Source organism: Pseudomonas sp. NPDC087615, from assembly GCF_044743445.1.
Lineage (GTDB): Bacteria > Pseudomonadota > Gammaproteobacteria > Pseudomonadales > Pseudomonadaceae > Aquipseudomonas > Aquipseudomonas baetica_A.
In genome coordinates this window covers 1-22,083 of record NZ_JBIUWM010000024.1, presented here as the reverse complement: position 1 = coordinate 22,083, position 22,083 = coordinate 1, and the positions used below count along the sequence as shown (strand labels likewise).

General features: G+C 58.1%; 22 protein-coding genes, 2 tRNA genes and 3 pseudogenes. 12 read left to right on the top strand and 15 right to left on the bottom strand.

Features of this window, described 5'->3' with window-relative positions:
- Nucleotides 1-6: 6 nt before the first annotated feature.
- From phnE to ACIOU6_RS13965, 4 genes are read right to left on the bottom strand one after another with little or no spacing between them, the layout of a single operon-like run.
- Nucleotides 7-774, bottom strand: a complete 768-nt coding sequence (gene phnE, locus ACIOU6_RS13980) for a phosphonate ABC transporter, permease protein PhnE (RefSeq protein ID WP_401137100.1) — start codon at nt 772-774, stop codon at nt 7-9.
- Nucleotides 771-1,595, bottom strand: coding sequence for a PhnE/PtxC family ABC transporter permease (locus tag ACIOU6_RS13975; protein ID WP_401137097.1), 825 nt, complete (start codon nt 1,593-1,595; stop codon nt 771-773). Before ACIOU6_RS13975 ends, phnE begins: the two co-directional genes overlap by 4 nt.
- Complete coding sequence (locus ACIOU6_RS13970) at nt 1,589-2,386, bottom strand: phosphonate ABC transporter ATP-binding protein (RefSeq protein ID WP_401137094.1); 798 nt, start codon at nt 2,384-2,386, stop codon at nt 1,589-1,591. Before ACIOU6_RS13970 ends, ACIOU6_RS13975 begins: the two co-directional genes overlap by 7 nt.
- Nucleotides 2,383-3,246: a putative selenate ABC transporter substrate-binding protein gene (locus ACIOU6_RS13965; RefSeq protein ID WP_221732561.1), complete on the bottom strand. Its 864-nt coding sequence runs from the start codon at nt 3,244-3,246 to the stop codon at nt 2,383-2,385. The genes ACIOU6_RS13970 and ACIOU6_RS13965 overlap by 4 nt, the downstream gene beginning before the upstream one ends.
- Before the next feature lie 190 nt (nt 3,247-3,436).
- Between ACIOU6_RS13965 and ACIOU6_RS13960 the strand changes: the two genes are divergently transcribed.
- Nucleotides 3,437-4,459 carry a GlxA family transcriptional regulator gene (locus ACIOU6_RS13960; RefSeq protein ID WP_401137240.1) on the top strand — a complete coding sequence of 341 codons (1,023 nt, stop codon included), beginning with the start codon at nt 3,437-3,439 and terminating at the stop codon, nt 4,457-4,459.
- Nucleotides 4,460-4,652: 193 nt separating this feature from the next.
- Nucleotides 4,653-4,727: transfer RNA gene (locus ACIOU6_RS13955), tRNA-Gln, on the top strand.
- 112 nt (nt 4,728-4,839) lie between these two features.
- On the opposite strand, the gene ACIOU6_RS13950 is transcribed toward ACIOU6_RS13955, so the two are convergent.
- Entirely contained in the window at nt 4,840-6,828 is a 1,989-nt protein-coding gene (locus ACIOU6_RS13950) for a U32 family peptidase (protein WP_401137091.1), read from the bottom strand.
- Between the two features lie 209 nt (nt 6,829-7,037).
- Between ACIOU6_RS13950 and ACIOU6_RS13945 the strand changes: the two genes are divergently transcribed.
- Nucleotides 7,038-7,547, top strand: a complete 510-nt coding sequence (locus tag ACIOU6_RS13945) for a hypothetical protein (RefSeq protein WP_221732559.1) — start codon at nt 7,038-7,040, stop codon at nt 7,545-7,547.
- 85 nt (nt 7,548-7,632) lie between these two features.
- On the opposite strand, the gene ACIOU6_RS13940 is transcribed toward ACIOU6_RS13945, so the two are convergent.
- Both ACIOU6_RS13940 and gstA read right to left on the bottom strand, forming a co-directional pair.
- The gene (locus ACIOU6_RS13940; protein WP_401137087.1) at nt 7,633-8,013 is read right to left on the bottom strand and encodes a RidA family protein; all 381 of its coding nucleotides are present in this window, start codon (nt 8,011-8,013) and stop codon (nt 7,633-7,635) included.
- A gap of 92 nt (nt 8,014-8,105) precedes the next feature.
- Nucleotides 8,106-8,717 carry a glutathione transferase GstA gene (gstA, locus tag ACIOU6_RS13935; RefSeq protein ID WP_401137084.1) on the bottom strand — a complete coding sequence of 204 codons (612 nt, stop codon included), beginning with the start codon at nt 8,715-8,717 and terminating at the stop codon, nt 8,106-8,108.
- Nucleotides 8,718-8,826: 109 nt separating this feature from the next.
- Here gstA and ACIOU6_RS13930 point away from each other — a divergent pair, with 109 nt between their 5' ends.
- Nucleotides 8,827-9,792: a transcriptional regulator GcvA gene (locus ACIOU6_RS13930; RefSeq protein ID WP_401137081.1), complete on the top strand. Its 966-nt coding sequence runs from the start codon at nt 8,827-8,829 to the stop codon at nt 9,790-9,792.
- On the opposite strand, the gene ACIOU6_RS13925 is transcribed toward ACIOU6_RS13930, so the two are convergent.
- Entirely contained in the window at nt 9,730-9,939 is a 210-nt protein-coding gene (locus ACIOU6_RS13925) for a hypothetical protein (protein ID WP_260455921.1), read from the bottom strand. The two genes, ACIOU6_RS13930 and ACIOU6_RS13925, sit on opposite strands and share 63 nt — an antisense overlap.
- Nucleotides 9,940-10,007: 68 nt before the next feature.
- On the opposite strand from ACIOU6_RS13925, the gene ACIOU6_RS13920 reads away from it, so the two are divergent.
- Complete coding sequence (locus ACIOU6_RS13920; RefSeq protein ID WP_311775968.1) at nt 10,008-10,394, top strand: DUF1652 domain-containing protein; 387 nt, start codon at nt 10,008-10,010, stop codon at nt 10,392-10,394.
- A gap of 369 nt (nt 10,395-10,763) precedes the next feature.
- Here the strand turns inward: ACIOU6_RS13920 and ACIOU6_RS13915 are convergent, their stop codons facing one another.
- Together ACIOU6_RS13915 and ACIOU6_RS13910 are read right to left on the bottom strand one after the other, a co-directional pair.
- The gene (locus tag ACIOU6_RS13915) at nt 10,764-11,876 is read right to left on the bottom strand and encodes an alkene reductase (RefSeq protein WP_401137077.1); all 1,113 of its coding nucleotides are present in this window, start codon (nt 11,874-11,876) and stop codon (nt 10,764-10,766) included.
- 172 nt (nt 11,877-12,048) lie between these two features.
- On the bottom strand, nt 12,049-12,444 hold the full coding sequence (locus tag ACIOU6_RS13910) for a hypothetical protein (protein WP_401137074.1): 396 nt from the start codon (nt 12,442-12,444) through the stop codon (nt 12,049-12,051).
- Nucleotides 12,445-12,573: 129 nt separating this feature from the next.
- Here ACIOU6_RS13910 and ACIOU6_RS13905 point away from each other — a divergent pair, with 129 nt between their 5' ends.
- From ACIOU6_RS13905 to ACIOU6_RS13895, 3 genes are all read left to right on the top strand, one after another.
- A complete protein-coding gene (locus ACIOU6_RS13905) occupies nt 12,574-13,773 on the top strand; it encodes an MFS transporter (RefSeq protein ID WP_401137071.1) in 1,200 nt (399 codons plus the stop codon).
- A gap of 94 nt (nt 13,774-13,867) precedes the next feature.
- On the top strand, nt 13,868-14,791 hold the full coding sequence (locus tag ACIOU6_RS13900; RefSeq protein ID WP_401137068.1) for a LysR family transcriptional regulator: 924 nt from the start codon (nt 13,868-13,870) through the stop codon (nt 14,789-14,791).
- A 362-nt stretch (nt 14,792-15,153) separates the two neighbouring features.
- Complete coding sequence (locus ACIOU6_RS13895) at nt 15,154-15,636, top strand: GNAT family N-acetyltransferase (RefSeq protein ID WP_401137065.1); 483 nt, start codon at nt 15,154-15,156, stop codon at nt 15,634-15,636.
- Nucleotides 15,637-15,659: 23 nt separating this feature from the next.
- Here ACIOU6_RS13895 and ACIOU6_RS13890 read toward each other — a convergent pair.
- A pseudogene (locus tag ACIOU6_RS13890) lies at nt 15,660-15,776 on the bottom strand (transposase domain-containing protein); the annotation flags it as partial.
- Between the two features lie 125 nt (nt 15,777-15,901).
- Here ACIOU6_RS13890 and ACIOU6_RS13885 point away from each other — a divergent pair.
- A complete protein-coding gene (locus ACIOU6_RS13885) occupies nt 15,902-16,405 on the top strand; it encodes a cupin domain-containing protein (RefSeq protein WP_401137062.1) in 504 nt (167 codons plus the stop codon).
- A gap of 247 nt (nt 16,406-16,652) precedes the next feature.
- On the opposite strand, the gene ACIOU6_RS13880 is transcribed toward ACIOU6_RS13885, so the two are convergent.
- On the bottom strand, nt 16,653-17,222 hold the full coding sequence (locus tag ACIOU6_RS13880; protein WP_401137059.1) for a DJ-1/PfpI family protein: 570 nt from the start codon (nt 17,220-17,222) through the stop codon (nt 16,653-16,655).
- Nucleotides 17,223-17,416: 194 nt separating this feature from the next.
- Nucleotides 17,417-17,960: pseudogene (locus ACIOU6_RS13875) on the bottom strand (LysR substrate-binding domain-containing protein); the annotation flags it as partial.
- Here ACIOU6_RS13875 and ACIOU6_RS13870 point away from each other — a divergent pair.
- A pseudogene (locus ACIOU6_RS13870) lies at nt 17,957-18,162 on the top strand (aldo/keto reductase); the annotation flags it as partial. The pseudogenes ACIOU6_RS13875 and ACIOU6_RS13870 overlap by 4 nt on opposite strands.
- 169 nt (nt 18,163-18,331) lie before the next feature.
- Here ACIOU6_RS13870 and ACIOU6_RS13865 read toward each other — a convergent pair.
- Entirely contained in the window at nt 18,332-19,246 is a 915-nt protein-coding gene (locus ACIOU6_RS13865; RefSeq protein ID WP_401137056.1) for a LysR family transcriptional regulator, read from the bottom strand.
- Between the two features lie 122 nt (nt 19,247-19,368).
- Here ACIOU6_RS13865 and ACIOU6_RS13860 point away from each other — a divergent pair, with 122 nt between their 5' ends.
- Complete coding sequence (locus tag ACIOU6_RS13860) at nt 19,369-20,799, top strand: aldehyde dehydrogenase family protein (protein WP_401137053.1); 1,431 nt, start codon at nt 19,369-19,371, stop codon at nt 20,797-20,799.
- Nucleotides 20,800-20,938: 139 nt separating this feature from the next.
- Here the strand turns inward: ACIOU6_RS13860 and ACIOU6_RS13855 are convergent.
- Nucleotides 20,939-21,026, bottom strand: a tRNA-Ser gene (locus ACIOU6_RS13855).
- Between the two features lie 122 nt (nt 21,027-21,148).
- On the opposite strand from ACIOU6_RS13855, the gene ACIOU6_RS13850 reads away from it, so the two are divergent.
- On the top strand, nt 21,149-21,820 hold the full coding sequence (locus ACIOU6_RS13850; protein ID WP_008081508.1) for a Bax inhibitor-1/YccA family protein: 672 nt from the start codon (nt 21,149-21,151) through the stop codon (nt 21,818-21,820).
- Nucleotides 21,821-22,083: the final 263 nt, after the last annotated feature.

Below are 22,083 nucleotides of genomic sequence, written 5' to 3'. Positions count from 1 at the left end.
GGCCGCCTACGCTTTAACCCAGCGCTGGCGGCTCCACGCACTCAACCAGTCCACCGCAAACACCAGCACCAGCATCGCCAGAATCACCGTACTGGCCTGCGCTTCCTGAAACAGGCTCAGGCTTACATACAGCATCTGCCCGAGCCCGCCAGCGCCGACAAAACCCAGCACGCTGGCCATGCGGATGTTGTTCTCCCAGCGATACAGGCAGTAGGCGAGCAGTTGCGGCGCGAGGTTGGGCAAGGTGCCGTAGCAGAAGGCGAGGATTGGGTTGCCGCCCTGCAAACGGATCGCTTCGGCGGGTTGCGGCGGGGTGTTTTCCAGGGCTTCGGCGAACAATCGGCCGAGCACGCCAGTGGTGTGCAGGGCAAGGGCGAGGGTGCCAGCGTTTGGGCCCAGGCCGGCGGCGAGCACCATCAGCGCGGCCCAGACCAGCTCGGGGATCGCCCGCAGGCCGTTGAGCAACAGGCGCGAAACACTTTGCAGCGGCCAGCCGAAACGCCCGGCAGCGGGCAGGGCGAGGAGGATGCCGAACAACGCCGCGAGCAGGGTTCCAATAGCTGACATGGCCAACGTTTCCATCGAGCCTTTGAAAATGGCTTTCAGGTAATTCGCACTCAGATCCGGGCTGAAAAAGCGCTGCACATACGCCGCCATTTGTTTCAGGCTGGTGGCGCTGCCCAGTTCGCTGATGTCGAGGCTCAGGTAAGTGAAAGAAGCGATGACGGCCACACCGATACCCGCGATCAGCAACAGATTGATCAGGCGATTCATGCCAGTCTCCAGCGCAGCAAGCGGCTAAGTTGATCGGCCGCGAGCACCAGCAGCAGGAAGGTCAGCAGAATACTGGCGACCTCACCGCCAGCGAACATGCGGATCGACAGGTCGATTTGCTGGCCGAGCCCTCCGGCACCGACAAAGCCCATCACCACCGAAGCGCGGATCGCGCACTCCCATCGATACACCGTGTACGACAATAATTCCGCCGCCACATTGGGCAGAATACCGTAGGCAAAAGCAGCCAGTCGGCCACTGCCAGCCTGCAACAACGCGTGTGCCGGCCGCTGACTGGTGGACTCGAAAATCTCCGCGTAAACCTTGCCGAGCATGCCGCTGTAGGTGATGGCGATTGCCAGCACACCCGCCGCCGGTCCTAACCCGACGGCGCGCACGAACAGCAGCGCCCAGACGATTTCTGGCACGCTGCGCAAAAAGATCAGCAAGCCGCGAATCGGCCAGCGCAGCAAACGCCCCAGCCGACTTGGAACACCGCCCCTCGAGGCCGCGGACAGCGATAGGGCGCGACTGGCGATCAGGCTGGCCGGTATCGCCAATACCAGCGCCAGCGCCATGCCGGCTGTGGCGATGGCCAGAGTTTGCAAGGTGGCTTTGAGCAGTATCTGCACAAACGCTTCGTCGTGCGCCGGTGGCCAGAATTGCGCGACAAACCGGCCCATTTCATTCTGGCTGTCGGGTAGCAGCACGCCCAGATTCAGTTCACTGAGCTGGATCCCCGGCCACAACAAGGCAATCGCCAACACGGTCAACAGCAGCCGTGGCCATGCCGCGGGATCCCGTGAATCAGCGCTCAGCATCGTGGAATCTGCACAGTCAAAGGCGCCACCGCAGCCGTTGGCGATTGCATTTTTTCGTTGGCGTACAGTGCTTCGAGCATCTCGGGGCTGACTTGATCGCAAGGACTGTCGAACAGAATCTGCCCTTCTCGCAAACCGATGACGCGTGGAAAGTGCGAGAGCGCCAGATCCACCGCGTGCAGGCTCGCCACCAGCGTAACGTTGTGCTCGCGGGCATGCCGAGACAGGATCGACAGCGTGTGCCCGGCCATGACCGGGTCCATCGCCGAAACCGGCTCGTCGGCCAACAAAATCTCCGGCGCCTGATACAGCACCCGAGCGATGCCGACGCGCTGCAATTGGCCCCCCGACAATTGCTGGCAATGGGTGAACAGCTTGTCGCCCAGATCCAGACGCGCCAACGCCGCGCGGGCGCCGGGCACGTCCAGCGGATGGAGTAGATTCAACAAACTTTTGCCCAGACTCCACTGCCCGAGTTTGCCGGCCAGCACCGCCGTGACCACCCGTTGACGCGGCGGCAGGGGCGGTGCCTGGTGCACCAGACCGATACGCGCGCGCAGGCGCTGCCTTTGGTGCGCAGACAAATGCCAGGCGCGCTCGCCTAGCACTTGGATCTCACCGCTGCTGGGCCGCAGAGCGGTGGCCAGCAGGTTGAGCAAACTCGATTTCCCAGCGCCGGACGGGCCGATGATGGCGACCTGTTCGCCGACGCCAATCTGCAAGTCGATGCTGCGAAGCGCGTCAACTCCATTGGCGTGACGCAGGCTACCTTGGGTGAGGCGTAAGGTCATTTCAGCAGATCGGCAGCGCGGGCGGCTTCCTCGATGCCCTTGTAGTTCTCAGGCTTGGTATCGATGAAGCGGCTGGCCGCCTGCAGATCAAGAATCTTCTTCTGCTCAGGGTTGGCCGGGTCCAGATCAAGGAAAGCTTTTTTGATCTTCGCCGCCAGTGCCGGGTCGAGCGTGCCGCGCACGGTCCAGTTGTAATCGAAGTAGGGCGGGGTGGTGGCGAAGACTTTCACTTTTGTGGTGTCGACCTTGCCGGCATCCACCAGTTTCTGCCAGACACTGGCGTTCAACACACCCGCGTCGACCTTGCCGGCCTGCACCCAGGCAACGGTGGCGTCGTGGGCGCCGGAGTAGGCGACGCGGCTGAAATACGCTTCCGGCTTGATGCCGTCATTTTTCAGCATGAAGTAACGCGGCATCAGGCTGCCGGAAGTGGACGACACGGAACCGAAGGCGAAGGTCTTGCCTTTCAGGTCGGCCAGGCTCTTGACGTTCGGGTCAGCCGTGATGAATTTGCTGGTGAACTGCGCATCCTGTTCGCGCTGCACCAATGGAATCACCGGAGTGGTGGCGTCGGTCTTCAAGCGCGCCTGAACAAAGGTGAAGCCGCCCAGCCAGGCCATGTCGAGACGGTCGGTGGCGAGTGCTTCTACTACCGCCGGGTAATCGGCCACCGGCACGAACTGCACCTTCATGCCCAGTTGTTGTTCCAGATAAGCGCCCAGTGGCTCGAATTTGCGCAGCAGCTCGGTCGGGGCTTCATCGGGAATGGCGCTGACCTTCAGCACATCGGCGGCGTGCGCCACCAGAGCGGAAAAGGACAGGGCCAGACCGGCCGTCAATGCCAGGGTTCGCTTGAGCATGGGAATCTCCGTTTCGTAAGCGTCAATGTCGGTGCGCCTGCAACTGGGCGCAAAGTCAGGTTAGACGAAACGGCGAGGTTATACGCATTCGACGATCCAAAGGCCAGTGCTGGCAGTTCGTTGTATCGCCGCAGGGGTGATTGACTCTGGCGCGGATCAGGCCAACTATCGGCGGATAACAACATCACCGATGGACCCGACCTTGATCGAACGACGCCAATTCAGCGGGGGAATGAAAGGGAAAAACCTCCGCTATCTTAATGAGCAATCTGCTGAAACTCGCATCACGCGCACCGGTTTTCTGCTGCTCGAACACTTTTCGCTGCCGGCCTTCACTCAGGCGTTGGACACGATCATCACCGCCAATCTGTTGCGGGCGGAGCTGTTTGCTTCTCGTACGTTTGGCTTGGGTGAAGGTGAGGTGATCAGTGACTTGGGCCTGGTCATTCGCCCGGATGCGCGGATTGATCTGGCGGCTCTTCAAGAGCTTGATCTGCTGGTGGTGTGCGGTGGTTATCGCACCGAGCTGAAGGCGGTCGATGAGTTGATCAGTCTGTTGCGTGCAGCAGCGGAGCGGGGTATCAGTCTGGCCGGGTTGTGGAATGGCGCGTGGTTTCTTGGCCGCGCCGGATTGCTCGACGGTTACCGCTGCGCGATCCACCCGGAGCATCGTCCGGCACTCACCGAAATTGCCAAGTCCACCCAAGTCAGCAGCGAGCCCTACGTGATCGATCGCGACCGGCTCACAGCGTCGAGCCCGTCCGGGGCTTTTCATATGGCGCTGGACTGGATCAAGGGTTTGCACGGTAAGGCGTTGGTCGAGGGCATCGAGGATATTCTGGCGTTCGAGGAGTCGCGTTATCGGCGGATCAAACCGGACGAGAATATCTGCGTCAGCGCGCCGTTGCGCGAAGTGGTGAAGCTGATGGATGCCAACCTCGAAGAGCCGCTGGAGCTGGAGCAACTGGCGGTTTACGCCGGTCGATCCCGTCGTCAGTTAGAGCGTCTGTTCAAAGAACAACTCGGCACCACACCGCAGCGCTATTACCTGGAGCTGCGCATCACCGAAGCGCGGCGCTTGCTGCAACACACTGAACTGTCGCAGGTAGAAGTGCTGGTGGCCTGTGGCTTCGTCTCGCCGAGCCATTTCAGCAAGTGCTACAGCGCGTATTTCGGTTATCGCCCGTCGAAGGAAAAGCGGCTGGTCAAATAGCGCTTGGTGGTGCGTCCACAGTCTGATAATTGACCGCCAAATGGACGTGACAGGGCCACGATTGTGGCCAAAATAATAAGTCGCTGTTTTAAAACAAAAAATAATTCATTTCGTACTTCACAAACGAAAGGAATGTTGGTAAATTGCGCCCCGTTCTCGCAGTGATCCTCACGGAGCCGCTGACAAGAGCTGTAGGGGCGTCGCCAAGCGGTAAGGCAGCAGGTTTTGATCCTGCCATGCGTTGGTTCGAATCCAGCCGCCCCTGCCATATTCGAAATAACGCCAACTTCGCAAGAAGTTGGCGTTTTTTTATGCCTGCGATTTGTCCCGGTAGAGCGGGGCAGGCGTGCGCGGCGCCGAAGCACCGCGCACTCAGCCACTCAGTGCGGTGCGCGCGGGATGGTTTTCATCAGGTCTTCGGGGCTGATGTGGCCGACCACACTGCCCGGTTGTGGCAGGTTGAGGATGTGGCCCTTCATCTTGCCGATGATGTGCATCTCGCACGGTTTGCAATCGAACTTCAGCGTCAACACTTCATCGCCGTGGATCAACTGCATCGGCGCGACTTTGGTGCGCACGCCGGTCACGCCTTTGGCCTGTTTCGGGCACAGGTTGAAGGAGAAACGCAGGCAGTGCTTGGTGATCATCACCGGCACTTCGCCTGGCTCTTCGTGAGCCTCGTACGCGGCGTCAATCAGCTTCACGCCGTGACGGTGGTAGAAGTCACGCGCTTTCTGGTTGTAGACGTTGGCGAGGAAGGTCAGGTGCGAGTCCGGGTACACCGGCGGCGGGCTGGTTTCGGCCTTGCGGCTGCCACGCGGGTGCGCGGCGACACGGGCGGCGGTCAGCGCTTCGATCACTTCACGACGCAGGGACTTGAGCTGCGAGTTCGGGATGAAGAACGCTTGTGGCGCATCCAGCTTGATGTCGGTGGCGTGGTACTGCGTGGTGCCGAGCTGGCCGAGCAGATCGCGCAATTGCTCCAGCGCTTGCTCAGGCTTGTTGGCAGCGCCGAACGGGCCGTTAAGCGTGACGCTGGCGCTGATGCCTTCTTCACTGGTGGCGGTCACTTCCAGCTGCTCTTCACGCAGGCGTGCGAGCCAGCTCAGGGCCACGCGACGCTCCGAAGAAGTCTTCTGCAGCGCCTGTTGCCAGTTGTGATCGAGGTTGCGATTCAACGGGTGGTTCGGGCGCAGCTTGAACAGCCCTTCGGGCATTTCGTTCGGCTCGACGCGGTAGCGGTAGCGCTTCTCGCCGTCTTCTTCGAACTCGCCTTTGGCTTCGGCGATGTTGGCGCGGAAACCGACTACTTCGCGCTTCACCAGTACGTTCAAGCCATCACCGTTGGACAGCGGCTCGTGAGTCACGACCTGCATGTCACGCTTGGCAACTTTTTCGACGATGCCCACCGGCAGACCGGTGAAGGTCGGCGAGTCGAAAGCGCCGATGTCGATCTTGCGATCGGTGACGAAGTAGTCGGTGCTGCCACGGTGGAAGGTTTTTTCCGGGTCAGGCAGGAAAAAGTGCGCGGTGCGGCCGCTGGAGGCACGGGCCAGGTCCGGGCGATCTTCGAGTACGTCGTCGAGGCGCTGGCGGTAATAGGCGGTGATGTTCTTCACGTAGCCCATGTCTTTGTAACGACCTTCGATCTTGAACGAACGCACACCGGCTTCGACCAGGGCGCGGATGTTGGCGCTCTGGTTGTTGTCTTTCATCGACAGCAGGTGTTTTTCGTAGGCAATCACGCCACCCTTTTCATCTTTGAGGGTGTACGGCAAGCGGCAGGCCTGGGAGCAGTCGCCACGGTTGGCGCTGCGGCCTGTCTGCGCGTGGGAAATGTTGCATTGGCCGGAGAACGCCACGCACAGCGCACCATGAATGAAGAACTCGATCGCAGCGTCGGTTTCGTCGGCGATTGCGCGGATTTCTTGCAGGTTCAGCTCGCGGGCCAGTACCAGTTGCGAGAAGCCGGCCTGATCGAGGAACTTTGCCCGTTCCAGCGTGCGGATGTCGGTTTGGGTCGAGGCGTGCAGTTCGATCGGCGGAATGTCCAGCTCCATCACGCCCAGATCCTGAACGATCAGCGCATCGACGCCGGCGTCGTATAGCTGATGGATCAGCTTGCGTGCTGGTTCCAGTTCATTGTCGTGCAGGATCGTGTTGATGGTGGTGAAGATGCGCGCGTGATATTTGCGGGCGAATTCCACCAGTTCGGCGATCTCGCTGACTTCGTTGCAGGCGTTGTGGCGCGCGCCGAAGCTCGGGCCGCCGATGTACACGGCGTCGGCGCCGTGCAGGATCGCCTCACGGGCGATGGCCACATCGCGGGCAGGGCTGAGCAATTCCAGATGATGCTTTGGCAAGGACATAGTTTTTTTAGTCAGGCTGTCACGGTTAGGCGCGCATTCTACCCGTGAAACGACATGTCGGCACCTATGTACCGATGGTCTGCAAATCGCGCTAGCCACGTTTCGCGGATTCGCGCAACTGTCAGAGTTGTCAGTTGTTGTGCAGAAGGAAGTTCGAAATAGTAATGAAGTCATTCGCCAAACATTCATTACGAAAAGGACATGTTGTCATGAGCGATAAAGATTATTTTCGTTATTTAGGCATCAACAAAAATAATTTGAACCGAAAGACCCGCGCGCCAGAAACCTACTACAAAGCAGTGATTGTTCCCGTCCATCCGCAACTTGACGGGCCGATATTTCAGGCGACCGAAGAAGGCAGAGCTTTGTACTTCGGTTCCGCCGAGACCTTTAGTCTGATCGCGCACCATCGAAAAGAAGAAAGCAATATTTTCGAAATAATGTCGTTCGTTATTGATAACGAGTTGCCGGATGGAGAACACGACATAGGGGGGCGGGGTAGTAGTGTTCAAGGGCTCATCACGATCACCCCGCATATCATCTATGCCAAGGCGGGAAAAATTAACTTTCAGAGAAATGACGCGAACAGTTCGATAACCGCCAGTTTCCACTTCGACTTTGAGCTTGAGGTCGACGGCCAAGTAAAAAAATACAGCGTGAAGGAAGGAAAGTTATCGCTTGTCGCAACAGGACCACTCGAAGCCCGGAAACGATCCTGAAAAAGACGCGAGCCAGCCTTCAGAGGCTTGGCTCGGATTTTAAGCTTCTATGAGTCGGCGGCTGATGACCTGAAAGGAGCGGAGCTCAAGCCTGGGCCGCCATGGCAGTCACTTCTACGCGCATGCCCTCAACCGCCAGCGAGGCGACGCCGACTGCGGCACGCACTGGCCACGGCTTGGCGAAAAAGCGCTGGTAAACCTGGTTGAACGCAGCGCGATCAGCCATGTCGGTGAGGTAGATGGTCAGGTGCATGACCCGATCCATTGAACTGCCGGCACGTTCCAGGGCAACTTTCAGCGCTTGCAGTGTGCATTCGCTTTGCTCGGTAATGCCACCCAGTTCCAGGCTGCCATCGGCGCGGGTCGGAATTTGGGTGGAGACCATGATCCCACCGAACGTCGCGACGTCGGAGGAAATGGAGTCGGCGTCCGGATCGGGAGTGAAGGTGATGTTTTGGTTGGCCATGGGGGTCCTTGTCTGAGCGAGTGAATATCGCGGCAGTTTACAGATTCCCTCCGGACATGGCCCCTTCAGAGAAAACGAACTGACAATCCGGATCACACAGGCAGCGTCGCCGCCTCTGCCGCGATGGCTGACAGGACACTGGGTCGTGCAGCGACACGGCGACTATAACTGGCGAGGGCCGGCCAGTTTTCTATGTCGATATTGAAGGTTGGTAGCCATGTGAGCACGGTGAACAGATAGGCATCGGCAACCGTGAACGTGCCCATCAGATAGTCCTGTTCCGAAAGGCTGCGGCTCAGGTAATCCAGACGTTTGACGAGCTTTTGCTTGAAAACGGTTTTGATCGCTTCCGGGAACTCAGCACTGAACAGCGGGGCGCTGCCACCATGGATTTCGGCGCTGATGAAGTTCAGATGTTCCTGCAACCGCGAGCGCTCCCAGGTGCCGTTGGCCGCAGCCATTGCGTGGTCCGGCGCCTGATCCGCCAGATATTGAAGAATTGCCGGCCCCTCCGTTAGTACCTCGCCGTTATCCAGTTCCAGCGCTGCAACGTACCCCTTGGGGTTGATCTTGCGAAAGTCGCGCCCGTCGCCGGTGCATTTGCTCTGGTTATTGACGCGAATCAGTTCGAACGGCAAGCCCAATTCCCGCAGCACAATGTGCGGGGAGAGAGAGCAGGTCATGGGCGCGAAATACAGTTTCATGGCGCTTCCTGGCTGAAAGAAGGCGTCAGGATCACTCCTCGTCTCAGGCTTCGCAAAGGTCATTTCGAGTGTTAGCGTATGACAAAATCTCATGGTCATTGAGCTTCATATGTTTGCCAGGCTTCCCTCTCTCAACGGCTTGAAAACCTTCGAATCCGCCGCTAGACACATGAGTTTCACTAAGGCAGCCGAAGAGCTTAACGTCACGCAAACCGCCATCAGTCATCAGATTCGCCGGCTCGAGGAGGCGTTGGGTGTGTCTTTGTTTCTGCGCCTCAAAGACGGTTTGGCACTCACTGAGCATGGCCAGGCTTATTTGCCCGGTATCCGCTCGGCATTCCAAGGGCTGCGCTATTCGACCGAACAATTACTGGCATCGCGCAACAACAGTGTGTTGACCATCAGTACCTTGGTATCGGTGGCGTCGAAGTGGTTATTGCCACGTCTGCCGTCGTTTCAGCAGGCGTATCCCCATATTGATGTGCGGGTCAGTGCCTCCACCGATCTGGTAGATTTTCGCAAGGGCGGCATTGACGCAGCGATTCGTTATGGTCGGGGCGACTGGAAGGGTTTGCGCGCCGACTTCTTGATGTCTGATGAAATATTCCCGGTATGCAGTCCCGCATTGCCTCGCGGGGCGAAGGCCTTGAGCACACCCGCCGATCTTGCGAACCACACGATGCTGCAAGTCAGTGGCATGACCGCCGGAGACTGGAACACCTGGCTCAGTGCCGCCGGTCAGCCAGCGCAACTGGCAGAAGGGCCAAGGTTGACGTTTGATCTGGCGATGATGGCGGTGCAGGCCGCTGTGGACGGGCAAGGCGTATGCATGGGTCGTTCGACCTATGTCGCCGATGATCTGCGAGCAGGGCGACTGGTGTCGCCATTTGCTCTGCGCTTGAAAGATGATCTGGGGTTCTATCTGGTGGCGCCTCATGAAACGGCTGATTCGGAGAAAATAGTGGCCCTCAGGACATGGCTACTGGCGTCGCTGGACAATAGCGTGAGCGGTTCAATGGAGTGTGACCACCCTGCGACTTTCTCCAATCCTGATTCTGTCGAGTGCCCTGTTTAACGCATCAAGCGCGTCGAGAAGGGCTTTGGCCTCCGCTTCTCGACTGTCCCCCCAGAGGCGTTCGGCCATTTTGTTCAACGCCTGGATGGCGCGCTCGATGTCTGCGGCTGTTGCGGCCTCTTGAACGACCGGCTGTTTCTTCGGCATTGCGGCATCCTCGGCAAGTGCGTGCTATGGAAGCGAGATAAAAGGGTTCGATTGCTAAAGGGTATAACGTGTCGAGCACGAAGGCGTACGCTGATCATGTCATTGCTGCGCCAGGTGTTATGGGTGATGGCACCACAATCAATCCAGTAAAGCGCGAGTGCCTTGGCTGGCTCCTGCTCAAAGGGGTCGACATGCTGTCAAACCTTGAACTGCGCCACATCATCGAATCGGCTTTTTTGCCGCTTTCATGCAAATGTCAGATTGAGCCGCAGGGTTATCTTCAGGCGCAGATCTATGACCCTCTATCGGGGCGGATAGAGTTGATGGTCACAGGCATTTCCATCACGTGTCTGACAGGAAACCAGGCAATAACTGCACTCATCGATGAAGTTCGCGCAGAGCTCAGCCTTGCTCATGAAATGAGAGCGTGGCCGCGTGAAAGGGCGGCGAATTGAATGCTGTGGCTTCAGACTGACCAGTGCTCTAAACGAACCTAAACAGTTGACCCGACCATCAGGCGCGTCAATGCGTGGCGCTTCGCTGCCGATTCTTGCGCTGCAACAGGGGGTTCTCAAGCTGTTGCTGAGCCGTTTGGGAGGTGCGCACATCAAACGCGACGCCATGCAAGATAATTTCGGCATGGTCTCTCAAGCCTCGAGAGTCCATGGCAGGCATTGGCGTGTCGACTGAACGGGCAAATTCCTCCCACTCGGACGCCTGAACAGAGCTACAGCAAGGCGAAGGGCGTTACGTTGCAAGTGCAAGCAAGCGAGGAGGGCGCCAATCTGCTCGAGTCGCCGCGCGTACCGGCCGGCGTCTTCATCTCAGGCGTAAAACGGATAGTCGATGTAGCCGCGCTGATCACCACCAAAAAAGCTGCTCGGGTCCGGGGTGTTGAGCGGTAAGCCGTCGTGAATCCGTCGCGGCAGGTCAGGGTTGGCCAGAAAAGGTCTACCGAACGCGATGATGTCGGCGCGACCTGAGATCAGTGCTCGCTCGGCGGACTCGGCGTCATACCCGCCGGCCAGAATCAGAACGCCTTTCCAGGCTTGGCGAAGCTGGGCGATGATCGCGTCCCAGCGCGGGTCGAAGTTTTCGTCCTTGACCGTCCCGACCATCGCAGGCTCCACCAGATGCAGGTAGGCCAGATTCCATTGGTTGAGCATCTCGACGAGATGACCGAACGTAGTCTCGGGTGTGTCATCGCCCATGCCCATGAATCGTCCCATCGGCGTCAGACGCACACCGACCCGTTCAGCACCTACTTCTTCAGCGACCGCCGCTACCACCTCCAGCAGAAAGCGTGCGCGATTTTCAACGCTGCCGCCGTAATCGTCTTCGCGCTGGTTACTGTTGCTGTTAAGGAATTGATCGAGCAGATAACCATTTCCGGCATGGATTTCCACGCCGTCCATGCCGGCATCCAGCGCGTTGCGCGCCGCCCGGCGATAGTCGGTGATGATGCCGGCGATTTCCGAGGTTTCCAGGGCGCGCGGCAGAGGCACGTCGCTCCAGATACCGTTACCCTTTTGATCGACGATAAAAGTTTTGCCGGGCACTGGTAAGGCGCTGGGCGCGACCGGCAGACCGGCGTCGGGTTGGAAGCTTGGGTGCGAAACCCGCCCGACGTGCCACAGTTGCATGAAGATCAAGCCGCTGGCGTCATGCACCGCCGTGCTGACTTCGCGCCAGGCCCGGACTTGATCATGGGTGTAGATGCCCGGTGTCCAGGCATAACCCTGACCTTGCCGCGAGATCTGCGTGGCTTCAGTGATGATGAGCGCGGCGCTCGCGCGTTGACGGTAATACTCGGCATTCATGGCGGTCGGGGCATCGCCCGGCTGGCCGGCGCGCGAACGCGTCAACGGTGCCATCGCTACACGATGCGCAAGCGTATAGGGGCCCAGTGCGACGGGTTGGAACAAGTGGCGGGTCATGGGAGGCTCCAGCTTCATTCATTGGATATAAGTGCGGCAGACGCGAGGTTCCGCACGCAGTGGAGCTAACTTAACCGGGCACGCCGGGGGTGATAATCCGTGTCGGGCGCTACGCTGTTTTGCGTGCAACGCAACAGCCCCCTCGTCAATCGTGGATGCCCGCTGGAGAGACTCATGAAGGTTGTGCCGAACGGCTCAGCAGCAGATTCAGCCAGCGCCGGCCGGTTTCGCTTGCGACGGCATCGCTCATGCGCCGGTAATGCACGTAAGGGAACGCCGGATACAGAAAGTGACCATCGCGGGCAATGCCCTCACGCATCGCCCGTTCGAATGCCGGCAATGGCCATTGACCGATGCCTGTCTGCGCATCCGGGGTGATGTTGGTGCTGAACAAGGTACCAAATGGCGTCACCAACGGCAGCCAACCGGCCAGGTATTCACCGTACGGGCGGGTATGGCAGATCGCATAGTCGCCGGCCTCGACGACTCGCGCACCGCGCTGCAACTGCGCGGCATCGAACGTTTTGGGGTGTTCAATCGGGGCAATCGCCGGGCGCCACATCAGCATGTTGCGCCAAGAGCAACACCCGCGCCGTTGCGCACGACGCATCACTGCGTTGCCCGCAAGGCGGATTCTCAGAGTGTCAGCGTGACCGTAGCCTTGGCTCAACTTTCCCCAACTCAACGAGGTGTCATCATGCTCACGGGCAATCCCGCCGCAGCCGCCAAGGCCGAGCAGCCAGCTTCACTTTCCGGCCTGATGGTCGCGTTCCTGGCGTTCTGCTGTGGCGCGGTCGTGGCCAACCTTTATTACGCGCAGCCCATCGTCGAATTGATCGCGCCGCAAATCGGCCTGTCCAACGCCAATGCCAGTCTGATCGTTTCGCTTACGCAATTTGGTTATGCCTTGGGCCTGTTGTTGCTGGTGCCGCTGGCCGACTTGATGGAAAACCGGCGTCTGGTGGTGGGCTTCACACTGGCGGCGAGTGTCACGTTGTTGTGCGCCGGGCTGACCCATTCGCCCTCGATGTTCTTGGTGTTTTCCTTGCTGATCGGTCTCACCTCGGTCGCCGTGCAAATCCTCGTGCCACTGGCGGCGCACCTGGCGCCTGAGGCCACGCGGGGCCGTGTGGTCGGCAACATCATGAGCGGCCTGCTGCTGGGGATTCTGTTGTCGCGACCACTGTCGAGCCTGTTGGTTGAAGTGTGTGGCTGGCGTGGGGTGTTTTACAGCGCGGCGACACTGATGGCGATCATCGCCCTTATTACCGCCGTTGCCTTGCCACGTCGCGTACCCACCCACAAAGCGACTTATGTCGCGTTGATCGGTTCGGTGTTCGCGCTGGCTCGGCGTCATCCGGTGCTGCGTCAACGCTCGTTGTATCAAGGCTTGCTGTTCGCCAGTTTTAGCCTGTTCTGGACGCTGGCGCCGATTGAGTTGATGCGTCATCACGGCTTCACGCAAGTGCATGTGGCGATTTTTGCTCTGGTCGGGGCGGTCGGGGCAGTGGCGGCGCCAATTGCCGGACGCCTGGCCGATGCCGGACATGGCCGTCGCGCAACATTGGTGGCGCTGCTGCTGGCACCGGTTTCGCTGCTGATCGCCGCGCTGCCTGGTAGTGGGTATGTCTGGTTGGTCGTGTGTGCGGTGCTACTGGATTTTGCCGTGCAACTGAACATGGTGCTGGGTCAGCGCGAAGTCTATGCCATCGATCCGCACAGTCGCGCACGCCTGAATGCGGTGTACATGACCAGCATTTTTGTCGGCGGGGCTTTGGGATCACTGGTTGCCAGCCCACTCTATGAGCATTTCGGCTGGAACCTGTCGGCCGTCGCAATGGCGATTCTTCCGGCATTGGCGCTGGCGCTGTTCCTGGGTCGAAAGGGCAATGGCTGAACAGGCGACGGGTGCCCAGAAGCACGGTGATACAAGACGATTGGCGAACGGTGATGCACAATCATCGCCGTTCCTTCTCGACCGGACCCCGCTTATGGACAAGTTGCTGGCACTGAAGATGTTTGTTGAAACGGTGCGCTGTGGAGGCTACTCCTCGGCAGCACGCAAACTCGGAGTGTCGACGTCTTCAGTGACACGGCAGGTGGCGGGGCTGGAAAACGAGCTAGGCGCAAGCCTGCTCAATCGCACCACGCGCAACACCAGCGTGACCATCGCCGGCCAAACCTATTTCGAAAAAGCCGTGGCGATTCTCGATGCTATCGAAGAGGCCGACGCGGTGGTCGCTGACCGTGGCAGCGAAGTGCAAGGACGACTGCGAATCAGCGTGCCGGTGGAGTTCGGCCGACGCCTCATCGCGCCGCACCTGAACCGCTTGCTCGAGCGGCATCCGGGGCTGGAAATCAGTCTGTCGCTGAGTGACAAAGTCAGCGATCTGCTGAGCGAGCAGATTGACGTGTCGGTGCGCTTGGGCTCATCGGTGGTCAGTGACGACATTGTCAGCAAGCGCGTGGGGCAGTTTCAGCGTTGGGTGGTGGCCAGTCCGGATTACCTGAGGCGTAGCGCAGCGCTGAGTCATCCGCGCGATTTGCTCGTGCACCAATGCCTGCGATTTGATTACGGCGGTACGCATCATCACTGGACGTTTCTGGGGGATGACGAAGCCATTCAACTCAGCGTCCACGGGCGTCTGCAGAGCAACAACGCCGACATCCTGCGCGAAGCCGCCATTGGCGCAGGCGGGGTGACGCTGCTGGCTGACTGGCTGGTGCGCGACGACGTGGCCGCCGGTCGGCTGACACGATTGCTGGAGCATTACGAGGTCAATCCAGGCAGTGCCAGCAGTTGCATCAACGCGTTGTATTTGCCCAATCATCGTGGATCGAGCCGCATCAATGTGTTTATCGACTTTCTCGTGGAAATCCTCAATCCTGACGCCCCGTCCATATCCAACGCTTGACCGGCTCTATGCGCGAGTCACTATTTTGTCTGGAGCTATTTTATTTGAGCGGGACGAGGTGGTGTTGGAGTGCAGGGCTGCGGAAATGACTGAATAGGTGCGCAAACGATCAAGAAAGACCGGCGTGACAGTTGCGAATCCCAGAAACGGCAAAACCCTGAATAATCAGGGCTTTGTCGTATAAAGATGGCTGAGGCGAAGGGGTTCGAACGCATGGAACTGTTACCGTCGACGGTTTTCAAGTTCGAAGATTAATCCTTATCTTTCAGTGGCTTAGAAGATATTTGTTTCTGTTTTGCAGGACTGGTTATGCGACTCACGCTCTCTATAATGAGTCACCGGCCATGCCTAGAGCGCTTGTTATGTCAACTTCCCCTGATCAAAAATTTGCTGTCGTTTTACGCCGTGCTTCAAACTGCGATCTAGAAGATCTGGTAGCCATTCGGATTGAGGCCATGCGCGAAAGCCTAGAGCGGCTTGGGCGATTTGATCCTGATCGCGCGCGCGAACGGTTTCATAGTGGTTTCGACGCTAGCAGCACGCGCCGCATAGAAGTATCAGGTGATATGGTCGGTTTTGTTGTTCTCAAAGACCATCAGAGCGAGCTTCTGCTTGACCATTTGTATGTGATACCCAGCGCCCAAGGAGCAGGGATAGGCACCGAAGTTCTCACTCAGATTTTCAGAGAGGCGGATGAGATCGGACGCCCTATTAAGGTTGGCGCTCTCAAAGAAAGCGCTTCAAATCGCTTTTATATTCGCCATGGTTTCGTATTTGTCGAAAGCGGTGAATTTGATAATTATTATGTCCGCGCCAACAGTAATACCGTTAGTTTGGGCGACTAGGCGAATCTTGATACGGTGACCAGTCAGAGGTTGCACAGCCAGATGGGCATCAACCCGGGCGGCAACAGGTCGGAAATATCACTCGCCCGCTGCGTCGGCAGACGCGTGAGAACGTCTTTCAGATATCGACCTGAGTCATGCATCGTGACTTCGGTGTACGCTTACGCATCGGGCATGTGAAATTGAAGAGCTGCTGCCGCATAAATGGCAACTCGGTTAGCTACGCGAGGCTGGATGCCCGGACAGATACTTTCGGGAGTGAGTAATGAGCAATGACGCCTGTGCTTTAACTGCGCGCATGATTCGCAATTTCAATGATGTGCCGCTGCAATACGAGCGCCGCGACCCTCTTTACGAGAGCCATGGCGCGCGCCTCGGCACTGACACCGTCGCGCAGAAACTCGGTGCGTCGGTGGACATCGTCGCGCCAGGCAAGCGTTCTTGCCCCTACCACTTTCATTATGCTCAGGAAGAGATGTTCGTCATCCTGGAAGGGTTTGGCACCCTGCGCGTGGCGGGTGAAATGTTGCCGATCCGAAGCGGCGACGTCATCTTCATTCCGGCTGGCCCCGAGTATCCGCATCAGATCATCAACACCTCGGATGCGCCGCTGAAGTACCTGTCCATTGGCACCCGAGAAACCCCCGAAGTCTGCCAATACCCGGACTCCGGCAAATATCAGGCGATGGTCACAATCAATGGGGCGCGCGCGTTCACCGCTGTGCAGCGGCCCGGGACTACGCTTAATTATTGGGACGACGAACCATGAGGGCGCCGTGTTGATGAAGCCTGCCAGAGAAATGAATTAGGGAAGTCTAGTGACACTAGATCTGGTTGATTACTAACTGCTTGGGTGCGCTCGCCGGAAGGTTACCGAACACTTGCAATCCGTTCCAGTTATCGCCTTCATATCGCTCGTAATCCCATTGGTGACCCGTCGGCGGAACAAGGATTAGACCGGGTCGGCCTAGTGAAGCTAACTTGAGCGGCGTCCAGTCAGCGCCGGGGCGACGCGATCACGCATGTTCCGCTGCCAACATTGACCTGAACTGAGAAATGATCTCTGAAGATAGCCCGGCCCCTTCGAACACTGCGCAGGTGAAGCTAATGGGTGCAGGGCCTGGAGCAGTTATGATGCGGTCTGCAACCACAGCGACCGGACTGTTTCGATAAAGCGTGCGCCCTTCATAACCTACGGCATTCTGTTGTAAGAAGTCAGCGCTGTTCGAGGTATGAGGAACCGTGTCGAGAAGCCCGGCCCTGGCAAGTGCCAGTGTTCCCCCACAGATACCTGCAATTGTCGCCCCACTTGAGCGACTGGCATGAAGAAAGTCTCGAATATCCGGTGCTTCTGCACGCTCCCAGATCGTTCCTCCAACGATGACAACAACGTCCGGTTTCCAGTCCAGACATTGCTGCAAACTGCTATCAACCGTTACAGCCAATCCGCCCTGCGAGCGGAACTGCCCCGTAGCAGGAGCGAAAAACCTGACGTCGATCCCGTAAAACGGTGACGCAGTTCCAGCAATGAAAGCATATTCCCAGTCCGCAAAACCGGGTGTCAGTATCAAACCCACACGTGCCATCAGTCAGAATCCTCCATGAATGCCAATAACGAATGGCGACAATAAACAGACATCAAGGCTGCTTCGGGTCGGTTGCTGCGCCTTATGATAGGCAGCAAACGGCCAAAAACGGCCTGTCGATAACGCTTGATCAGAACGCCGTCTTCACAACCCTACGCTTTTAGACGGCGAGCAAGTGTACCGCCTTCAGTTTGTCATTGATGCTGCGTTTCACGTACAAACTCGATGAGCGCCTGTAGCGCCGGCGGTACGTGATGCCGGTTGGAATACTGGATAAAAAACCTGCTTGGCAGGGCTTTCCAGTCTTCAAGAATTTCCACCCGTTGCCCCTGCGCTATGTACTCCCTTGCCATCTCGTCATACACGTACGCGATCCCGGTACCGTCCTTCGCGGCCTGGATCATCATGGTGTCATCTTCCAGTATCAACGGCCCCGTCACGGCCAGGCGCATGGGCAGGCCTTCGGCAAGACATTCCCATTTGTACAGTTTGCCGCTGGGAAAGCGTCTGCCAATGCAAGCGTGTTCAAGCAGCCTCTGTGGCGTTTCCGGTGTCCCGCGCCCCACGAGATAACCGGAGGCAGCAACTGTGACAAATCGCCTGGGGTGAGCCCACCGGGACAGCGACCATGTCACCAGCGAGGATTTCGCCGAAGTGCACGCCTGCATCGAACCCTTTGTCGATGATGTCGCTCAACCCATCGTCAGTCACCAGTTCCACATTGATGCGTGGGTATCGCCTCCCTTCAACCGCCGTATTCAGCCTTGATGCGCGATATCGAGGATCAAATCCTGCCTATTGTGCAACGGCGCAGGTTGGAGTGATTGCCTACTTGACTTTACAATCTGGCCTACTGACCGCAAGCCTGACCCGTGAGCGGATTGCACAGTTGTCCGGCGACGACTGGCGAAAATCGCGTAGCGCCGACTTCCAGGAACCACCTGGCAGCAACAAACAGTCGAGCCACGAAGATAGCCAGTTGATTCAATAGCTCGCGTCTAGCGGTCTGTAGTTGTTCACACATGACGCTTAAATCTACGTTGGGTACTTCTTCAAAAACCACAAGTACATCCTGAAGGTTGGCATCAATTAGACCTGTGGTCATCGGCTCAAAATACTCGCGAATTCAGAGTGGGCCGCAACTCCTGCGCGAGTTCAATTAACGCGCGCAGTCGCGCCGGCACGAAGCGATGGCCCGAGTAGTAGAGCCTAAACCCACCAAACGACGGGCACCACGGGATCAATACCGGCACCAGGGCGTCGCTTGCCAGTTCGTCCTGGATGAACCACTCGGAAATGAAACCAATGCCAAGGCTCAATAACACGGCCTGTTTGATTGCCAGCATTTCGTTGGAGGCGAAGCACACTGGCAGATCCATCTGTACTTTCTGGCCATCGCGCTCCAACTCCCACTGGTAGAGGCCACCATGGGCCATGCGCATACCGATACTCCGGTGGGTGAGTAGATCTCGCGGATGCTCGGGCACGCCGTGGCGTTCGAGGTACTCGGGCGTTGCTACCACGAGCATCCGGACGTCACCCGACAGTGCCACGGCAATCATGTCTTGCGGCACAGACTCTGCCAGGCGAATCCCGGCGTCGAAGCCACCGGCGATGATGTCGACCATGCTTGATTCGCTGACGATGTCGATGCGTACTTCGGGATAGCGCTGCGCGTACTGCTTCAATAACGGCTCCAGCAACAAGTAGGCCGCGCCATGCGGTGCATTGATGCGCAATGTGCCGCTGGGTTCATCGGGGCCGACGCTGGCCTCTTCGCCGGCACTTTTGATCTGTGCCAACGCAGGTGCGATGCGTGCCACATAGCGTTGGCCGATGTCCGTGAGGGCAACACTGCGCGTCGAGCGATTGAACAGACGTACCTTCAGGCGTGCTTCCAGACCAGCCACCGCGCTGCTCACGGCGGTAGTGGACATGCCCAATTCCTGTGCAGCGCCGCGAAAACTGCTGCGGCGCGAAACGGCCAGTACGACTTCCAGCTCGGTCATTCCTGATCTGTGCATGGATTGTCCTGAATATAAGGATGGTTCATATGCCAAAGGATGGCTTATCGGATTAATGAACCCTTCATAGACTTCATCACAATGGCTCGATTCAGGCGAGTCATTTTGAGCGAGGAGTCATCATGCAGCGCATTGAACACATCTACATCAACGGCGAGTTCGTTACGCCACACGGCCAGGAATGGTTCGACCTTCATAACCCGAGCACCGAGGAAGTCATTGGTCAGGTTCGGTTGGGCGATGCATTGGACGCACAGCGTGCCATCGCAGCAGCCAAGGCGGCGTTCCCGGCGTGGGCTCGTACAAGCCGGGAAGTACGCATTTCGGTATTGCAACGCATGCACCAGGCCGTGGCGGCAAAGGAGGAAGAACTGCTGGAAGCCATCCTCGTGGAATACGGCGCACCTGCGAATCGCGCGCGCTCGATGGCGACTTACCCGGCCGATGTGATCGCGCAAGCAATCGATGCACTGGAGGCGTTCGATTTTGAGGAGCAGGTCGGCATGGCCAGGGTCATTCTGACGCCCGTGGGCGTTGCCGGTCTGATCACGCCCTGGAACAGCAATGCGGGTTTCATCTGCAACAAGCTGGCCACCGCGCTGGCAGCAGGCTGCACTGCCGTCATCAAGCCAAGCGAGATGAGCGCGTTACAGACGCAGGTCGTGGTCAGTGCGTTGCACGAAGCGGGGCTGCCACCGGGTGTATTCAATATCGTCAACGGGCGAGGCGATGTAGTAGGTGAGGAAATCGCCCGTCATCCCGATGTTGCCAAGATCTCGTTCACGGGGTCGTCCGCTATCGGGCGACATCTGGTAAAAACCGGTGCTGACACCATGAAGCGTGTGACGCTCGAACTTGGCGGCAAGTCGCCCACCGTGGTGCTTGACGATGCGGATTTCCACGCAGTGATGCCGTTAGTAATGCAGGCCGGATTTCTCAACAGCGGCCAGGCTTGTATCGCGGGCACTCGCATCCTCGTGCCACGCAGCCGGTTGGCAGAGTTCGAGCGGATTGCGAAGGAGGGTGTCTCACAGATTCAATCGGCTGATCCGCGAAACGCCAACACCGACATAGGCCCGATGGTGAGCCTGAAACAATGGGAGCGGGTGCAGCGCTATATCCGCACTGGCCAGGAAGAAGGCGCGAGGTTGTTGGCAGGTGGCGAAGGTCGCCCGGAAGGCTTGCATGCCGGATGGTTCGTGAAGCCCACGATCTTCACTGATGCCAACAATCGGATGTGCATCGCACGTGAGGAAATCTTCGGCCCCGTGCTGACGATCATTCCCTACGAGGATGACGCTGATGCGATCAGCATCGCCAACGATTCGAACTATGGGCTGAGTGCCCTGGTGCTGGGAAAAAGCTCCGAACGTTGTATGAACGTCGCCCGTCAGATCGATTCGGGACGCGTGCTCATCAACACCTTGGCCCACGAACCGCGTGCCCCCTTCGGTGGATTCAAGCAATCAGGGCTTGGGCGCGAAATGGGCAGGTGGGGGATGAGCGCGTATCTGGAGCCCAAGACATTACTCAGGTACGACCCGTTGGAATGACTGGGCCAGTGGAGTCCGAAAGGCAGGGTTGCGCAAATGGCAGAAACGATGCGGAAACGATCCGGGTAGGTCGAAGCAGAAGTCTCAAACCCCAGAAACGACAAAGCCCTGAATAATCAGGGCTTTGTCGTACATAAGATGGCGGAGGCGATGGGATTCGAACTCATGGACCTGTTACAGTCGACGGTTTTCAAGACCGTTGCCTTAAACCACTCGGCCACACCTCCGTTGCGTTGCGGGCGCCATAATACCTGAATGAAACACACTGTCAAACTCTCTGCATGGCTTGTTACAGAGCGTCTGTTATGATCTTTGCGACTGAACGTTTCAAACCAACAGGAGTGTCGCCATGCGCGAACAGGATTACGCAGTTAATAACAGCGTGCAGGCTGAGCAGCTAGAGGTTAGCCGCGTCCTGCGCAACACTTATGGCCTACTGGCTCTCACCCTCGCATTCAGCGGTGTGATGGCTTTCGTTGCCCAGCAGATGCGCGTTGGCTACCCGAACATTTTCGTGGTGCTGATCGGCTTCTACGGGCTGTTCTTCCTCACCAACAAACTCCGTGATTCCGCTTGGGGCCTGGTGTCCGCGTTTGCGCTCACCGGTTTCATGGGTTTCCTGCTCGGCCCGATCCTCAACCGTTACTTGGGTATGCAGGGCGGCGCTGAAGTGGTCAGCTCGGCGTTCGCGATGACTGCACTGGTGTTCGGTGGTCTGTCGGCTTACGTGCTTATCACCCGCAAGGACATGAGCTTCCTCGGTGGTTTCATCACCGCTGGGTTCTTCGTGTTGCTGGGCGCAACGCTGGCCAGTTTCTTCTTCCAGATCAGCGGCCTGCAACTGGCGATCAGCGCAGGTTTCGTACTGTTCTCGTCTGTCTGCATCCTGTTCCAGACCAGTGCCATCATTCACGGCGGCGAGCGTAACTACATCATGGCGACCATCAGCCTGTATGTATCGATCTACAACCTGTTCATCAGCTTGTTGCAGATCTTCGGCATCATGAGCCGCGACGACTGACCGCAGCCCGCTTCAACAGAAAACCCGCTACGCAGACTGTGTGAAAACACGCTGAAGGCGGCCTAAGCAAACGCCCCGACTTGTTCGGGGCGTTTGCTTTTGTGCAGGTAACAGAAAAAAAGGCTTTTCAGCCCATCAACTCCATCATTCGGCGTACACCCAGCACATTGATCGCTCTTTTGAGGTTGTAGGCGTTCACCGCCAGGGCCATTTCCGCTCTTGCCCCCGCTAGCTGTCGCAGCAGGAAGCGGCCGTTTCCAAAC

Excerpts from the sequence above, each read along its gene's own strand:
- ACIOU6_RS13965 (WP_221732561.1), bottom strand. The coding sequence starts at position 3,246 with ATGCTCAAGCGAACCCTGGCATTGACGGCCGGTCTGGCCCTGTCCTTT.
- ACIOU6_RS13975 (WP_401137097.1), bottom strand. The coding sequence starts at position 1,595 with ATGCTGAGCGCTGATTCACGGGATCCCGCGGCATGGCCACGGCTGCTG.
- gstA (WP_401137084.1), bottom strand. The coding sequence starts at position 8,717 with ATGAAACTGTATTTCGCGCCCATGACCTGCTCTCTCTCCCCGCACATT.
- ACIOU6_RS13970 (WP_401137094.1), bottom strand. The coding sequence starts at position 2,386 with ATGACCTTACGCCTCACCCAAGGTAGCCTGCGTCACGCCAATGGAGTT.
- ACIOU6_RS13930 (WP_401137081.1), top strand. The coding sequence starts at position 8,827 with ATGTTTGCCAGGCTTCCCTCTCTCAACGGCTTGAAAACCTTCGAATCC.
- phnE (WP_401137100.1), bottom strand. The coding sequence starts at position 774 with ATGAATCGCCTGATCAATCTGTTGCTGATCGCGGGTATCGGTGTGGCC.
- ACIOU6_RS13910 (WP_401137074.1), bottom strand. The coding sequence starts at position 12,444 with ATGCTGATGTGGCGCCCGGCGATTGCCCCGATTGAACACCCCAAAACG.
- ACIOU6_RS13860 (WP_401137053.1), top strand. The coding sequence starts at position 19,369 with ATGCAGCGCATTGAACACATCTACATCAACGGCGAGTTCGTTACGCCA.
- ACIOU6_RS13885 (WP_401137062.1), top strand. The coding sequence starts at position 15,902 with ATGAGCAATGACGCCTGTGCTTTAACTGCGCGCATGATTCGCAATTTC.
- ACIOU6_RS13880 (WP_401137059.1), bottom strand. The coding sequence starts at position 17,222 with ATGGCACGTGTGGGTTTGATACTGACACCCGGTTTTGCGGACTGGGAA.
- ACIOU6_RS13900 (WP_401137068.1), top strand. The coding sequence starts at position 13,868 with ATGGACAAGTTGCTGGCACTGAAGATGTTTGTTGAAACGGTGCGCTGT.
- ACIOU6_RS13865 (WP_401137056.1), bottom strand. The coding sequence starts at position 19,246 with ATGCACAGATCAGGAATGACCGAGCTGGAAGTCGTACTGGCCGTTTCG.
- ACIOU6_RS13895 (WP_401137065.1), top strand. The coding sequence starts at position 15,154 with ATGTCAACTTCCCCTGATCAAAAATTTGCTGTCGTTTTACGCCGTGCT.
- ACIOU6_RS13850 (WP_008081508.1), top strand. The coding sequence starts at position 21,149 with ATGCGCGAACAGGATTACGCAGTTAATAACAGCGTGCAGGCTGAGCAG.
- ACIOU6_RS13950 (WP_401137091.1), bottom strand. The coding sequence starts at position 6,828 with ATGTCCTTGCCAAAGCATCATCTGGAATTGCTCAGCCCTGCCCGCGAT.
- ACIOU6_RS13960 (WP_401137240.1), top strand. The coding sequence starts at position 3,437 with ATGGACCCGACCTTGATCGAACGACGCCAATTCAGCGGGGGAATGAAA.
- ACIOU6_RS13905 (WP_401137071.1), top strand. The coding sequence starts at position 12,574 with ATGCTCACGGGCAATCCCGCCGCAGCCGCCAAGGCCGAGCAGCCAGCT.
- ACIOU6_RS13915 (WP_401137077.1), bottom strand. The coding sequence starts at position 11,876 with ATGACCCGCCACTTGTTCCAACCCGTCGCACTGGGCCCCTATACGCTT.
- ACIOU6_RS13940 (WP_401137087.1), bottom strand. The coding sequence starts at position 8,013 with ATGGCCAACCAAAACATCACCTTCACTCCCGATCCGGACGCCGACTCC.
- ACIOU6_RS13945 (WP_221732559.1), top strand. The coding sequence starts at position 7,038 with ATGAGCGATAAAGATTATTTTCGTTATTTAGGCATCAACAAAAATAAT.
- ACIOU6_RS13925 (WP_260455921.1), bottom strand. The coding sequence starts at position 9,939 with ATGCCGAAGAAACAGCCGGTCGTTCAAGAGGCCGCAACAGCCGCAGAC.